Below are 14,702 nucleotides of genomic sequence, written 5' to 3'. Positions count from 1 at the left end.
CGTAAAGGGATTGAGAATATCAATGAAGGGAAAAAATAACGGGAGCAGCAACACCGCTCCCGTTTGGAGATCAATTACTTGAGACCCATCGCATCACGCATCGTGAAGAACAGATCGGTCTGATCGGTCAGTCCCACCACATTGGCCGCACCTGGGCCGTAAGCGGCGACGCGTAACTGGGTACCGGTATGACCTTGGGAATCCTCTTCCGAATTACCGTAGCTGATGGTCATCACCGCTCCGTCTTTGGTATTCAGTGACTGTGTCAAACCGGGAGCTTTGGCATCGGTAGCAATAATCTGGCTGGAATGGGCATGGTCGGCGGTAACAATCACCAGCGTATTGCCATCGGCACGGGCAAACTCCAGTGCTTTTTGCACGGCTTCATCCAGATCAACCGTTTCACCAAATTGGCCGCACGGATTGGCCGCATGATCCTGCTTATCAATCGATGCCCCTTCAACTTGCAGGAAGAAGCCCTTTTCATTGGTTTTCAGCAGATCGATCGCTTTTTCCGTCATTGCCGCCAGCGTTGGAATACTGTCCGTGCGTTCTGGATTCACTTCACACGTGACCACCGGTTTATCTATGTTACCGTGGTAACTGGCTTTCGGCCCCTGCCAGCGAACCGGCATGTTACCGTCAGCGAATAGACCCAGCAGCGGTTTATCCTGATTGGCGACCGTGATGGCTTTCAGCCCCGCAACGTTGTCTACCCATTGATAGCCTTGAGCCATGGCCTGATCTTTCAGTGACTTACCCTGCCATTCTCCCGCTTTTGCCACCTGCTGGAATGACTTGGCACCGCCACCTAGCGTGACATCCGCACGAGCCTGCAAGAGTTGCTCGGTAATCGAGCCGCGCCCACCCTTTTCAAGCGCATTGGCCACACATTTCTCGCTGGTTTCCTCCGGGCCATAACATTTGCGGGAGGTGACATGGGAAATCAATGCTGCGGGTGTCGCATCCTGCAATTCTGCCGTAGAGACGTTGCCGGTTGCTTTGCCTGCCGCTTTGGCGATCTCAAGGATAGTCGGCTGATCCTTGCCGTTGACGTCCACCCCCAACGCACCGTTGTACGTTTTCACCCCGGTGGTCCAGGCCGTTGCTGACGCTGCTGAATCCGTCACATAGTCGGGTTTGTGGCTCTTTTTATCCAATGCATAGTGGGTATATTGACCGGTCAACGGCAGCGCATCGATACCTTTGAAATAACCGCCAGCACCTTCTGCATAGTTACGGGCGGAGGTGATTTCAGAGTCGCCCATGCCATCACCAATCAGCAAAATCACGTTTTTGACTCTTTTATCTGACAGTGAGGCTTTCAACGCGGCAGTCTGGTCGCCACTCAAACGACGCGCGCCACCTGGTTCTGTGATGTCACCGCGCGCCGCACGATGCGTCAACTCTTCGGCTGAAATTGTGTCGCTTTGCGCATGTGCGAAACCTGTTGGGGTAAACAATACTGCCGACAATGCTGCGAGAGGTAACAGTGAAAGATGCTTCTGCATGAGGAAAACTCCTTATTGTAAACAAATGATACGAAACGTATGTGTCTGTTACCCAAAGAGACTAATGCAGAGTAATGACGTTTTTATGACAAATAACGCGGTGAAGTAATTAGTTTTAAACATGAAGATATAAAACGTATCCATATAATTTATATGGGAAACGATATCTCACTAAATATTACATTTCACCTCTGGAGCAAATGCTAGCGTAGCCATCGGGAATGACCTGGCAAATACTTGCCGGGATGAGACAGGTGACAACGCAATTATGCCAATAACGAGAAAACACATTTCAATAACAGTAAAGCAGAGTCTTATTATCTTGATTGCACTGGGATTTCTGGCCGGTTGCAGTGCAAAAGGCAATACAGATAACCAAAAAAGACACACTATTCAGGAGCAACGCAATACTGCCCTGACCGCGCTGTTCAAACAATATCCACAAACCCGAAGTGAGATTCAGCACGCAGCAGGTTATGCCGTATTCAGCAATACCAGCAATAAAATTCTGGTGGTGGGATTCGGCAATGGTTACGGCGTCGTAAAAGATAATCAGAGTGGAAAATATACTTACATGAAAATGGCGCAGGCCGGTGCCGGATTTAGTATTGGCTTCAAACAGGGTCAGATCGTCATGATCTTTCATACCCGAGCAGCGCTTGAAAGCTTTATTGCCCATGGCATCGTGATTGGAGGAGATGCGGGCGCAGCGGCTAAATATGGCAAGGATGGCGTCGTCAGCCCAGATGCCTCTTCGCTGGCCAGCAATACCGCCCGTTCAATGGGTCTGAAAACTGCAGTGAGCGTGTATTCGCTGACTGAAAATGGTCTGGCGATTCAAGCGATGGTTAACGGTTATAAATACTGGCCGGACGACGAACTCAACGCGCCAACAGCCTAATCAGTGGAGTCTTTCTCCAATAACTAAAGAGAGAAAAAAGTATTCATTTCTTTATACGACCTGACAAAGGCCGTATTCTCGCCGACATAGAACAGCAAATACTCAGCAATAAATTAACTTTAAAATAACATCCACGCCAGTGCAGATAATTTTATTTATTACTGCTTTTCAGTTGCATCTTTTTACTTATATACTCGCTGAATAATAGATTCGATCACTTGGATGATTATGTCGGCACGGAAGGTAATCTCACAGTTAATGCATATGCTTCGCTTGCCTGGCAAGCGTGCTTGCGCATTGCTGTTTACCGCGTGCTGGTTATTATTGAATGCCCAATTGGCTCTCGCCAGCCACAACTGCGATCTCCCCGCTTCGGTTGAGTCAACGGTCAGCCAGCATGCCGGGCACATACAGGAGGCGTCAAGCGAGCAGCACTTGCAAAGCCAGACGCCGCTGTGCGAAAAGCACTGCGTACCTGACAGTTCTAAGTATGACAACGGTGCACTTTCACTGGTCGCATTACCTGCCAGTACCAGCCTGTTGCTTGCTGCTGTTGATGTCAGTGAACCCCTCTGTAGCGCAGCATGGGCCTCTCCCCCCATCGTTGGCCCCCCTGCCGAAATACAATTTTGCCGATTCCGAGAATAGCCACGCCAGTCACTGAGCGCCGTTCAACCAATTCGTAATGTTTTCGGTTGCCTGACGCATTCAGCTATTAACAGGTATTTCTGCCGTTTATTCCAATGAATAAATTCGCGGCGCTGCATCCGCCAGATTTCATATAACGGATCGATACATTGACTGTAGTGGAGATTATTCCATGCGTGCATTACTGACTTTCTTAATAATAACTTTTGCTTTCTCCTCACCTTATTTATTGGCCGATACCCACACCATGGATCATTCGCATCATGCGATGCCTCATGGCATGAGCGTGGCTGGAAATACGTCCGCGATTCAGTCACAGGGGGTAATAAAAAAATGGCAAGCCGATCGCGTAACTCTCGCCCATCCGGCCATCCCTGAACTTAACTGGCCACCGATGACCATGACCTTTCTCTTGCCAACGTCGCAACCACAACATGAACTCCCTACCGGTACCGCGGTGGATTTCAGTTTTGTGCAGACCGATGCCGGTTATCAACTACTGACCCTGACGCCAGCCAGTCGCTGATCGGAGACCATCATGAACAACACAACACGTCGTCCATTGGCGAGGTGGTGGTTGCTGCTGGCCATATTGCCAGCAACAGCCATCGCAACCCCGCTTTCACTGCCGCAGGCATTGGCGGCCGCAGAACGCTACTCTGCCGAGTTGTCCGCCAGCAAGCACCAGGTCAATGCATTGGAAAACATGGCTGACGCTGCGACTCAACTCCCCGATCCCAAGCTGCAATTCGGCATCGAAAACGTGCCGGTCTCGGGTAACAACAGTCGCCGTTTTACCCGCGAAGGGATGACCATGCAGCGTATCGGCATCATGCAGGAGTATGTCAGCAGCGATAAGCGACAGCGCAAAGCCGACACGCTGCGAGCCGAATCACGCCAGACTGCCGCAAGCCAGCAAACCATTCGCGCACGTTTGCAACGCGACGTTGCACAGGCCTGGATCGAACTGGCACTCAGCGAGAAAACCGTGCAACAGACCAATACGCTGGTGACAGAAAGCCAGCGGCAAATCTCCGTGCAACGCGCCAGCGTCGGGAGCGGCAGTGCCTTGCCTGCATCGGTACTTGATGCCCGGCTGACGCTGGTCGCCATGCAAGATCGCCTAACTGAAGCCGAGCGCGATGCGTCAATGGCCAAAACCCGCCTGACCCAGTTAACCGGCGTGGATAACAGTCAGATTCAGGGGCCTTTACCGCACATAGAACGGCTCCCTGCCGATGAAAAAACGCTGTTTGATACCATTACGCTGCATCCGGAAGTGCTTCAGGCCCGGCGCGAGGCTGACGTGGCGCAGGCAAAATCATCGCAATCCGCCATAGCTGCGATTCCAGACGTCGGCGTTGAAGTCTATTACGGGCGGCGAGCCGATGAATATGAAGATCTGGCGGGCATCATGTTTACCGTCGATCTCCCGCTGTTTACCGCTTCGCGTCAGGACAAAGATCACGCCGCCGATCGGTCGCGGGCAATGGAAAGCAACGATCGGTTAACGCTGTTGCTCCGCGAACATCAGGCACAGCTCTCCACGCTGCTGGCGCAATATCAGGCGGCACAAACCCTATGGCAACGGCAGAAAACGGAAGTCTTACCCCTTCAACAACAGCGGCTTGAGGTATTACAGGCGCAGTACCGCGCAGGAAAAAGCGATCTGGCCTCGATCCTTGATGCCCGTCGTGGACTGCTCGAGAGCCAGCTTGCCGTCAGCAGCGCCGAGCGCGACGTCGCCCGGTTATGGACGGCGCTGCGTTACCTGACCCCACAGGAGAATCTGTTATGAAACCGATCGCCAAGATCAGCCTGATCTCAGCCGCCGTGCTAATTGCCCTGGTGGCCGGTTATCTGGCCGGAAAGCAGAGTCATTCGCCAACCGTTGAACCCGCTGCCGCTTCGACTGAAAATCACCGTCAGGTGCTCTATTGGTACGATCCGATGGTTCCGGGGGAGCGTTTCGATAAGCCCGGAAAATCGCCGTTCATGGACATGCAGTTGGTACCTCGCTACGCCGACGAAGCCAGCGATGACGGCGGCGTGACAATCAGCGCCCGTCAGCAGCAAAACCTCGGCGTGCGCAGTGAAAAAGTACAAAAGCGCACGTTGTCAGCGCCACTGAATGTCTACGCTACCGTGGGGGCTGACGAGCGTAGCGTGCGTACCGTTGCCGCACGCGCCAATGGCCTGATTGAAAAACTCTACGTCGCGGCCAGCCAGCAGCAGGTGAAAAAAGACCAGCGCCTTGCAACATTGTGGATCCCCGAATGGACCGCCGCCCAGCAGGAATATCTGGCAGTGCGCCAGCTTGGGGACCGCGCCCTGACCGCCGTTGCCCGCCAACGGCTGGCCCTGCAATTTATGCCCGAGTCCACCATCCGCCGCGTGGAACAGAGCGGACAACCGCAGCCGCGCATCGATCTACTGGCACCACAAGACGGCTATCTCGGCGCATTGAGCATACGTGAAGGCGCACAAGTTACGGTGGCGCAACCGCTGTTTGAGCTGACCAGCCTGCAAAAAGTGTGGATCGTGATTGATTACCCACAATCTGCCGCCAGCCAGATTCGTCCCGGCAGCGCAGTCGTTGCAACCTCGGAAAGCTGGCCGGACGACACGTTTCACGGCGTAGTCAGTGAATTGTTGCCGGACGTGGATGCCGCGACCCGCACCCTGAAAGCCCGGTTAGTCGTTGAAAACCCGGGCGAAAAGCTGCGCCCCGGCATGTATCTGAATCTGGCATTGGATCAACCAGAGTCAGCCCCGGTACTGGCTATTCCACAGGAGGCGTTGATTCAGACCGGCAGCCATAACCGCGTTTTGCTTGCTGACGGTGCAGGCCATTTCACACCACAAAAAGTCATGGCCGGGCAATCCCGTGACGGCTGGGTGGAGATCCTGTCAGGTCTCAATGAGGGGCAGCAGGTCGTGACCTCGGGCCAATTCCTGATTGATTCAGAAGCCAGCCTGCGTAGCGCATTACCACAGTTAGGCGCGGAAGGTGCCGAAGAGGCAACCGCTGACAAATCCACTGACTATGTCGCCCAAGGGGTGATCACGGCGATCTCAACCCAATCGGTAACGCTCGATCATCAACCCGTCCCGGCCTTGAAATGGCCAGCGATGATCATGGATTTTTCCCTGCCAGAAAGCGGTTTACCGGCAGAATTACGTGTGGGTAGCCGTGTGGATTTTCATTTCACCCTGACAGACGACGGTGCGCATCTCACTGAGATTACGCCCGTCGCTCATCAGCATGGGGGTGATTTATGATCGCCGCCGTCATTCGCTGGTCATTGCGTAACCGGTTATTAGTGCTACTCGCAGCGTTGATGATGGCCGCCTGGGGAATCTGGTCGCTACAAAAAGCGCCACTGGATGCCCTGCCCGATCTGTCTGATGTGCAAGTGATTATCCGCGTAACCTATCCCGGCAAAGCACCGCAGGTTATCGAAGATCAGGTGACCTATCCGCTGACGACCACCATGCTTTCCGTCCCCGGTGCAAAAACGGTACGCGGGTTTTCGATGTTCGGTGAAGCTTACGTTTATATTCTGTTTGAAGATGATACCGATCCTTATTGGGCGCGTTCGCGGGTGTTGGAGTACCTCAGCCAAGTGCAATCTACCCTGCCCGCTGAAGCCAAGGCATCGCTGGGGCCGGATGCCACGGGTGTCGGCTGGATTTATGAATATGCATTGGTGGATCACAGCGGGAAACATAGCCTTGAGCAGTTGCGTGCCCTACAGGACTGGACGCTGCGTTTCGATCTGAAAACCGTGCCCAACGTATCAGAGGTCGCCAGCATTGGCGGGATGGTCCGTCAGTATCAGGTGATTGTCGACCCGATCCGCATGCGCGCACGGGGTATCACCCACCAGCAATTGGTCACCGCGTTGCAAAGCGCCAATCAGGAGAGCGGCGGCTCGCTGATGGAAATGGGCGAAGCGGAATACATGGTGCGCACCTCCGGTTACCTGAAACAGATTGATGATTTCAACAATGTGGTGGTCAGCGTAAACAACGGCATTCCCGTACTGCTTTCCGATGTAGCCAGCGTGCGGTTTGGTCCAGAAATGCGTCGTGGCGTGGCGGAGCTCAACGGCGAAGGCGAAGTCGCGGGTGGCGTGGTGGTAATGCGGTCGGGCAAGAATGCGCTGGATACGCTGAAAGCGGTGAAAGTGCGGCTGAGCGAAATCGGTAAAACCCTGCCCGCTGGCGTTGAGATTGTGACGGTCTACGATCGCCAACCGCTGATCGAGAATGCCATCGAAACCCTGTCGCATAAATTGCTGGAAGAGTTTTTGGTCGTGACCGCGATCTGCGCGCTGTTCCTCTTCCACTTTCGCTCGGCGCTGGTGGCGATCATCACCCTGCCGCTGGGAATTCTTGGCGCGTTTATCGTCATGCATTATCAGGGGGTAAATGCCAATATCATGTCGCTCGGCGGCATCGCCATTGCTATCGGGGCGATGGTCGACGCGGCGATCGTCATGATCGAGAATATGCATAAGGTTCTTGAGCAGTGGCGGCATACTCATCCCGGCGAACAACCCAAGTCGGCAGATTATTGGCGAATTTCAGAACAGGCGGCCACCGAAGTCGGTCCGGCGCTGTTTTGCAGCTTGCTGATTATTACGCTGTCGTTTATTCCGGTATTTTCCCTTGAGGCACAAGAAGGCCGGATGTTTTCCCCGCTGGCATTCACCAAAACCTACGCCATGGCCGTTGCCGCCGGGTTGGGCATCACGCTGGTACCGGTGCTGATGGGTTATTTCATTCGCGGGAAAATCCCGGATGAAAATGCCAATCCGCTCAATCGCGGCCTGATCAAACTCTATCAACCGGTTCTGTCTGCGGTACTCGCCCGGCCAAAAACGACGCTGGTCATCAGCGGTGTATTACTGCTGCTGACGCTCTATCCGCTGGCCCGCCTCGGCAGCGAATTCATGCCTGCGTTGGACGAAGGCGATCTGCTTTATATGCCGTCGACCCTGCCCGGAATTTCCGCCCGCGAGGCCGCACGTTTACTGCAACAAACCGATCGGCTAATCAAAACCGTGCCCGAAGTCGCCAGCGTTTTCGGAAAAGCTGGCCGTGCGGAAAGTGCGACTGACCCCGCACCGCTCACCATGCTGGAAACCACCATCCGCTTCAAAACCCGCGATCAGTGGCGACCGGGAATGACCATGGACAAACTGGTGAGCGAGTTGGATCGCACCGTCAATCTGCCGGGGATTGCCAATGTCTGGGTCCCACCGATCCGCAACCGACTCGACATGCTGGCGACCGGCATCAAAAGTCCGGTCGGCATCAAAGTGAATGGCAGCAATATTCAGCAGATCGAACAGGTCGCGCAGCAGATTGAGCAGGTGGTCAAACGCGTTCCGGGTGTGACCTCGGCCCTGGCTGAACGTCTGGAAGGCGGACGCTATATCGATATTGATATCAATCGCCGTGAAGCCGCGCGCTACGGCGTGTCGGTCAGCGAATTGCAGTCGCTGGTCTCAACGTTGGTCGGTGGCGAAAACATTGGTGAAACCATTGAAGGACGCCAACGCTACCCGATTAACATTCGTTATCCGCGTGAATTACGGGACAGCGTGCAGGCGCTGCGCGATTTGCCGGTACTGACCGCCACAGGTGCACAGGTTCCGCTGTCGGCTCTGGCCGAGATAAAAGTCAGTGAGGGTCCCCCGATGCTGAAAAGTGAGAACGCCCGTTTATCCGACTGGATTTATGTCGACTTGCGTGGGCGCGACCTGAAATCCGCCGTGGAAGAGATGCAGCTCGTGGTGGAACAGAATGTGGTATTGCCGCAGGGCGTGTCGCTGAGTTGGTCAGGGCAATTCGAGTATCTGGAACGCGCCAGCGCCAAATTGAAAATAGTGCTGCCGTTTACGCTGATGATCATTTTTATTCTGCTCTACGTCACCTTCAACCGGGTGCGTGATGCCGCGCTGATCATGGCGACGCTGCCTTTCGCGCTGATCGGCGGCGTCTGGTTAATCTATCTGCTGAACTACAATCTGTCGGTGGCCGCCGCCGTCGGATTTATCGCGCTGGCGGGAGTCGCTGCCGAGTTCGGCGTTATTATGGTGCTGTATCTTAATCAGGCAGTCGATAGGCAACAGGCGGGTGGGAAACCGCTTGATGAACAGCAACTTTGTGAGGCGATCCATCATGGTGCCGTTTTGCGCGTCAGGCCGAAAGTGATGACCGTCGCAACCATCATGGCGGGGCTGTTACCGATTATGTGGGGCGGCGGCACCGGTGCTGAAGTGATGCAGCGCATTGCCGCACCAATGATTGGCGGGATGATCAGCGCCCCGCTGTTATCGATGCTGGTAATCCCGGCGGTGTATTTACTGCTGCATCGTCAACGAAAGATAAAATAACTTTCACCTGTTTATTTCCCCATTCAATCGTGGATGGGGAAATATCATTGGCTCTCTGTCATTTAATATCAATTAATGTGCACAATATCATCAAATTCTCTTTTGCCGATTTTAGGAAAAGGTGATGTTGTTGATTTGCCCAGGCAAATAACCAGTGTAATTACGTAATCAGGAGGCGCATTAATAATTTCTTTTACACTTGCGTAGTTGAATCCATCCATCGGACAGGAGTCCAATCCTTGTGATTTGGCGGCAAGCATTAAATTTTGTGCAAACATCCCACAGCTACGCATAATTTCGTCGCGTTGGCTTTCGTTATTGCCCTGATAATACACATCAATTATTGGCGTAATGAAATCCCTGGCAGATTTTGAAGCATCTTGCCATATTTCATCAACATGCCTGTTCCAAAAAGAAAAATCACCACACAAAACCACCAGCATAGAACAATCGATTATCCGTGATTTATTCCATGAAGATTCAGCCAAATTCTGGCGCTGCTGTGGATCCCATACTGCATCACCGATTAATTCACGCTGTTGCTTACTCTCAATTAAAAAAGGCCGCCATGGTTGAAGGTTGAATGCGCTGGGTGTATTTTTCATCGCGATATCAAGGAGATTTTTCTTGTCTTGCAAACTCATTGTAAAATCAGAATCAAATGCCCTGCTTGCCCGGCGTTGTTTAATTGCCTCTATGGTGTCCATAATCGCCCTCAAAAACTCTCATGAGCACAGGGATAAGAAATTTTATATTTATTTTCTCCCTGTACAACCAACATATTGGCAATATTACTCTTATCACTGCATTGATAACAATCAATCGTCCGTTATTGGCATTGCATTACCCCATCCTTAATTGAACATAGGCACTTATGCAGCCACAGCAATAATTTTACTGGTCGTCATACGAATCAGACCTATGCTTATATGCAAATAATTCGAGTTGCGGGTGCGTTGGCGACAGCGTGAAAAATTGACGAGCATAAAGTTCAAATGACGGTAGGGAGACACTATGAGTCATACTGAGGTAAAGAATAATCCCGCATTCCTGGCACGTTTGCGGGACATCGTGGGCAGCCATAACGTACTGACGGGTGACCGCAATACCGAGCGTTACCGCAAAGGCTTCCGTTCCGGTGAAGGCAAGGCGCTGGCGGTGGTATTCCCGCAAACGTTGCTGCAACAGTGGCAAATCCTGCAAGCTTGCGTGGCGACCGATAAAATCGTTATCATGCAGGCGGCCAATACCGGATTGACCGAGGGTTCGACCCCAAGCGGGCTCGATTATGACCGCGATATTGTGATTGTCAGTACGCTGAAACTCGATCAGGTTCAGGTATTGAACGGCGGTAAACAAGTCCTTGGATTCCCCGGCAGTACGCTCAATCAACTCGAGAAAATTCTCAAGCCTTACGGACGTGAACCGCATTCGGTCATCGGTTCTTCCTGTATCGGCGCATCCGTGATTGGCGGGATTTGTAATAACTCCGGCGGATCGTTGGTAAAACGTGGCCCGGCCTATACCGAAATGGCGTTGTATGCGCAGATCGATGCCTCCGGCGAATTGCAATTAATCAACCATTTGGGGATCACTTTGGGCGACACGCCTGAAGAGATTCTCACCCGGTTACAGAAAGGCGATTTCCTCCCAAAAGAGGTGATCAACGATCAGCGGCAGGCATCTGACCATGAGTACGCTGAGCGGGTGCGCGACATTCATGCCAATACGCCATCGCGCTTCAACGCCGACAAAAGACGGCTGTTTGAAGCCTCGGGATGCGCCGGAAAACTGGCGGTTTTCGCTGTGCGGCTGGACACCTTCCCAGTGGAAACCGATCAGAAAGTTTTTTACATCGGCACCAATGAGACAGACGTACTGACCGCGCTGCGCCGCCATATTCTCAGTGAATTCGACTCGCTGCCGGTGGCGGGTGAATACATGCACCGCGATATTTTTGACATCGCCGAAGTGTATGGCAAAGACACCTTCCTGATGATCAATTCCCTGGGCACCGACAAAATGCCCTCGCTGTTTACCGCCAAAGGAAAAGCCGACGCCTGCGTGAATCGCGTACCCTTTATGCCGCATAATTTCAGCGACCGGGTAATGCAGGGGTTGAGTCGTTTGCTGCCCAGTCACCTGCCCGCACGAATGAAACAGTACCGGGATCGTTACGAGCACCACTTGCTGTTAAAAATGGCCGGACCGGGTGTCAGTGAAGCCGCCACTTTTCTCAGTGATTTCTTTGGTCAACATGAAGGCAGCTTTTTCACCTGTAGCGAAGACGAGGGCAAAAAAGCCTTTTTGCATCGCTTTGCCGCTGCCGGTGCTGCCGTGCGTTATCACGCCGTGCATGAAAAAGAGGTTGAGGATATTCTGGCGCTCGACATCGCCTTGCGCCGCAATGATGAGCAATGGTTTGAAACGCTGCCGGAAGAGATTAACCGCGATCTGGTTGCCAAACTGTATTACGGCCACTTCATGTGCCATGTCTTCCATCAGGATTATATCGTCAAAAAAGGGGTGGACAGTAAGGCGCTTAAAATGAAGATGCTGGAAATTCTCGATGCCAAAGGGGCGGAATACCCAGCCGAACACAATGTCGGTCACCTCTATCTGGCGAAACCTGATTTGAAAAACTTTTACCAGCGCGCCGACCCCACCAACAGCTTCAATCCAGGGATTGGCAAAACCTCGAAGCGTAAAAACTGGGGTTGATTGACGTAGTGATTGAATTGCCGCTACTTATCGTAGCGGCATTGATCAACATAAACAGGTAATCAGAAGGCAAAACAGGAACAACCCAATGCGCCCCAGAACGCGCGATCGTCAGATACCGGCACGGACGATCGGCGGGCGGTATCGTGCTGATGCAAATGTACCAGACAGGATCCGCGGCACTGATGCCTCTGCGCCACCGCGCCAAACCCTTGCTCTGCCGGAGGCGCTGGACGGAAATGCCCCGGCACGCTTTTCACCGGAGACCAGTCTGGCAAAATCGGCAATGCCGGCGGTGAGTAAGGTGAAAACCGGGCGGTGGCATACACCACTTTGCCATCCACCACGGTTATCACTGACTCGATGCCCTTGATCTCCTCTTCCTGCACGCTGAAGTAGTCCTTTGACAGCACCACCAGATCGGCCAACTGCCCGACTTTAATCCGCCCTTTCTTACCTTGCTCGGTGGAAAACCAGGCGCTGCCTGCGGTCCACAACTCCAGGGCAATATCGCGCGAAAGGCGATTATTCTCGCTGTACATCTGCAAGCCGCCGACGGTGCGGCCTGAAACCAGCCAATAGAGCGCCGTCCACGGATTGTAGCTGGCGACACGCGTGGCGTCGGTACCCAATCCTACCGGTAAACCATACTCAAGCATTTTAGCCACCGGTGGCGTATGGCTGACCGCCTCCTGACCATAACGTTCGACGAAGTATTCCCCCTGAAACGCCATGCGGTGCTGAACGGCAATGCCACCCCCCAATGCTTTGACCCGCTCGATATTGCGCTCGGTAATGGTTTCTGCGTGATCGAAAAACCAGTGCAGACCATTAAACGGAATGTCGCGATTCACTTTTTCAAAGACATCCAGCATCCGACCGATCGATTCGTCATACGTGGCATGCAGGCGGAACGGCCAGCGGTGCTCGACCAGATGACGCACCACCCGCTCGAGTTCGTCCTCCATCCCCGGCGGCAGATCGGGCCGTGGCTGCAAAAAATCCTCGAAATCGGCGGCGGAAAACACCAGCATTTCCCCGGCACCATTATGTCGGTAAAAATCGCTGCCCTGCCCGGGCGACAGCATATCCGTCCAGGTAGAGAAATCCTCAAACTCCTGCTTGGGTCGCTGGGTAAAGAGATTGTAGGCGATGCGGATCGTCAGTTGTTTGGCCCGATGAAGCTCGTCGATAATCTGGTAATCCTGTGGGTAATTCTGAAATCCACCCCCTGCATCAATCGCGCTGGTCACCCCAAGCCGGTTGAGTTCGCGCATGAACTGCCGCGTAGAGTTCACCTGCTCCTCAAAAGGCAAAGAAGGCCCTTTTGCCAGCGTCGAATAGAGAATCATCGCGTTCGGTTTGGCGATCAGCATGCCGGTGGGATTACCGTTTTTGTCGCGCTGTATCTCGCCTCCCGGGGGATTCGGCGTGTCTTTGGTGTATCCCACCACCTTCAGCGCTGCGCGGTTGAGCAAGGCACGGTCATAGAGATGCAGCACAAATACCGGGACATCAGGCGAGACCGCGTTGATCTCGTCCAGCGTTGGCATCCTGCGTTCAGCAAACTGGAATTCAGACCAGCCGCCCACCACCCTGACCCACTGCGGGTGCGGCGTTCTGTCGGCCTGATCTTTCAACATCCGCAATGCATCGGCCAGTGACGGAACCCCTTCCCAACGCAGCTCAAGGTTATAATTCAGGCCACCACGAATCAGGTGCAGGTGGGAGTCGTTCAAACCGGGAATAACAGTATGATCGTTGAGATCGATCAGTTCCGTCTGCTCATTGGCGTGCGTCATGACCTCGGCGGTACTGCCCACCGCCAGAAGTTTACCGTCTTTGATTGCCACCGCCTCAGCCAGCGGCTGTTCACTATCCAGAGTATGAAATTTTCCATTGGTCAGAATCAGTGATGCATAGGTAGACATAAACATTCGCCTTGTAGAGTAAGATCAGCGTTTCAACCATCCGGCCAGCACGCGCGTCAGCAACGGCATCCACAGATAAACCACCAACGCAACCACGGTGGCGTCGTTGAGTAAATGCCCGGGCAGCGTGCCTCTCAGTTGTGGCAAAAGCTGCCGCCAGAACCAGGGCACCAGAAGGGTTGAGGGAAAGATAACGGCCAAGGTGATCAGAAATTGCTTCCACTGCGCAGGGCGGCGAACGCCCTTTTGTGCCGGGGTAAACCAGAACTGGCTTCCCATCTGGATGTCGAGACGATCTTCCCCGGCCAGCAGATCCGCGACCTCTTCCATCAGCGCCTTGCGTTCGGGGGAGTGCGTCCAGCGATACAGATTGTCGAGATTATCGAACCTAATCAAGATGGTGTATGTATCACCGCCGTCAACGGGACGGATCACGTTCGCTCCCAGATGCCCCTCGAACTGTTCCGCGATAGGCACGATGCGTTGTAACCACTGTTCATATGCCTGCTGCTGATTTGGCCGCAAGGTATGGGTTATCACCAGCGTGACATACTGCGGATTGGCCATAGGGATTTGCCTTAGC

General features: G+C 53.5%; 11 protein-coding genes. 7 read left to right on the top strand and 4 right to left on the bottom strand.

Features of this window, described 5'->3' with window-relative positions:
- Positions 1-74: 74 nt before the first annotated feature.
- Positions 75-1,511: an alkaline phosphatase gene (gene phoA, locus DRI82_RS02335; RefSeq protein WP_114191878.1), complete on the bottom strand. Its 1,437-nt coding sequence runs from the start codon at positions 1,509-1,511 to the stop codon at positions 75-77.
- Between the two features lie 322 nt (positions 1,512-1,833).
- Between phoA and DRI82_RS02330 the strand changes: the two genes are divergently transcribed.
- The 6 genes from DRI82_RS02330 to DRI82_RS02305 all read left to right on the top strand — a co-directional run bounded on the left by DRI82_RS02330 (position 1,834) and on the right by DRI82_RS02305 (position 9,467).
- Positions 1,834-2,412, top strand: coding sequence for a lipid-binding SYLF domain-containing protein (locus tag DRI82_RS02330; RefSeq protein WP_245956750.1), 579 nt, complete (start codon positions 1,834-1,836; stop codon positions 2,410-2,412).
- Between the two features lie 228 nt (positions 2,413-2,640).
- On the top strand, positions 2,641-3,060 hold the full coding sequence (locus DRI82_RS02325) for a hypothetical protein (protein WP_114192014.1): 420 nt from the start codon (positions 2,641-2,643) through the stop codon (positions 3,058-3,060).
- Between the two features lie 172 nt (positions 3,061-3,232).
- Positions 3,233-3,586 carry a copper-binding protein gene (locus DRI82_RS02320; protein WP_114191876.1) on the top strand — a complete coding sequence of 118 codons (354 nt, stop codon included), beginning with the start codon at positions 3,233-3,235 and terminating at the stop codon, positions 3,584-3,586.
- A gap of 12 nt (positions 3,587-3,598) precedes the next feature.
- Complete coding sequence (locus DRI82_RS02315; RefSeq protein WP_114191875.1) at positions 3,599-4,858, top strand: TolC family protein; 1,260 nt, start codon at positions 3,599-3,601, stop codon at positions 4,856-4,858.
- Complete coding sequence (locus DRI82_RS02310; RefSeq protein ID WP_114191874.1) at positions 4,855-6,342, top strand: efflux RND transporter periplasmic adaptor subunit; 1,488 nt, start codon at positions 4,855-4,857, stop codon at positions 6,340-6,342. Before DRI82_RS02315 ends, DRI82_RS02310 begins: the two co-directional genes overlap by 4 nt.
- The gene (locus DRI82_RS02305) at positions 6,339-9,467 is read left to right on the top strand and encodes an efflux RND transporter permease subunit (RefSeq protein ID WP_114191873.1); all 3,129 of its coding nucleotides are present in this window, start codon (positions 6,339-6,341) and stop codon (positions 9,465-9,467) included. Before DRI82_RS02310 ends, DRI82_RS02305 begins: the two co-directional genes overlap by 4 nt.
- 68 nt (positions 9,468-9,535) lie before the next feature.
- On the opposite strand, the gene DRI82_RS02300 is transcribed toward DRI82_RS02305, so the two are convergent.
- Positions 9,536-10,174, bottom strand: a complete 639-nt coding sequence (locus tag DRI82_RS02300; protein ID WP_114191872.1) for a nitroreductase family protein — start codon at positions 10,172-10,174, stop codon at positions 9,536-9,538.
- Between the two features lie 307 nt (positions 10,175-10,481).
- Between DRI82_RS02300 and dld the strand changes: the two genes are divergently transcribed.
- The gene (gene dld / locus DRI82_RS02295; protein WP_114191871.1) at positions 10,482-12,188 is read left to right on the top strand and encodes a D-lactate dehydrogenase; all 1,707 of its coding nucleotides are present in this window, start codon (positions 10,482-10,484) and stop codon (positions 12,186-12,188) included.
- Positions 12,189-12,250: 62 nt separating this feature from the next.
- On the opposite strand, the gene DRI82_RS02290 is transcribed toward dld, so the two are convergent.
- Both DRI82_RS02290 and DRI82_RS02285 read right to left on the bottom strand, forming a co-directional pair.
- On the bottom strand, positions 12,251-14,119 hold the full coding sequence (locus DRI82_RS02290; RefSeq protein WP_114191870.1) for an amidohydrolase: 1,869 nt from the start codon (positions 14,117-14,119) through the stop codon (positions 12,251-12,253).
- 24 nt (positions 14,120-14,143) lie between these two features.
- Positions 14,144-14,686 (bottom strand): antibiotic biosynthesis monooxygenase, encoded by a 543-nt coding sequence (locus tag DRI82_RS02285; protein ID WP_114191869.1) that lies wholly within the window; start codon positions 14,684-14,686, stop codon positions 14,144-14,146.
- Positions 14,687-14,702 lie beyond the last annotated feature (16 nt).

The organism is Edaphovirga cremea (assembly GCF_003332275.1).
Lineage (GTDB): Bacteria > Pseudomonadota > Gammaproteobacteria > Enterobacterales > Enterobacteriaceae > Edaphovirga > Edaphovirga cremea.
The sequence above is the reverse complement of the archived record's forward strand: the minus strand, read 5'-3'. Positions and strand labels throughout refer to the sequence as shown.

Bases quoted from the DNA above. Each gene is read 5' to 3' on its own strand.
- phoA (WP_114191878.1), bottom strand. From the start codon at position 1,511: ATGCAGAAGCATCTTTCACTGTTACCTCTCGCAGCATTGTCGGCAGTA.
- DRI82_RS02325 (WP_114192014.1), top strand. From the start codon at position 2,641: ATGTCGGCACGGAAGGTAATCTCACAGTTAATGCATATGCTTCGCTTG.
- DRI82_RS02320 (WP_114191876.1), top strand. From the start codon at position 3,233: ATGCGTGCATTACTGACTTTCTTAATAATAACTTTTGCTTTCTCCTCA.
- DRI82_RS02315 (WP_114191875.1), top strand. From the start codon at position 3,599: ATGAACAACACAACACGTCGTCCATTGGCGAGGTGGTGGTTGCTGCTG.
- DRI82_RS02310 (WP_114191874.1), top strand. From the start codon at position 4,855: ATGAAACCGATCGCCAAGATCAGCCTGATCTCAGCCGCCGTGCTAATT.
- DRI82_RS02305 (WP_114191873.1), top strand. From the start codon at position 6,339: ATGATCGCCGCCGTCATTCGCTGGTCATTGCGTAACCGGTTATTAGTG.
- DRI82_RS02300 (WP_114191872.1), bottom strand. From the start codon at position 10,174: ATGGACACCATAGAGGCAATTAAACAACGCCGGGCAAGCAGGGCATTT.
- dld (WP_114191871.1), top strand. From the start codon at position 10,482: ATGAGTCATACTGAGGTAAAGAATAATCCCGCATTCCTGGCACGTTTG.
- DRI82_RS02290 (WP_114191870.1), bottom strand. From the start codon at position 14,119: ATGTCTACCTATGCATCACTGATTCTGACCAATGGAAAATTTCATACT.
- DRI82_RS02285 (WP_114191869.1), bottom strand. From the start codon at position 14,686: ATGGCCAATCCGCAGTATGTCACGCTGGTGATAACCCATACCTTGCGG.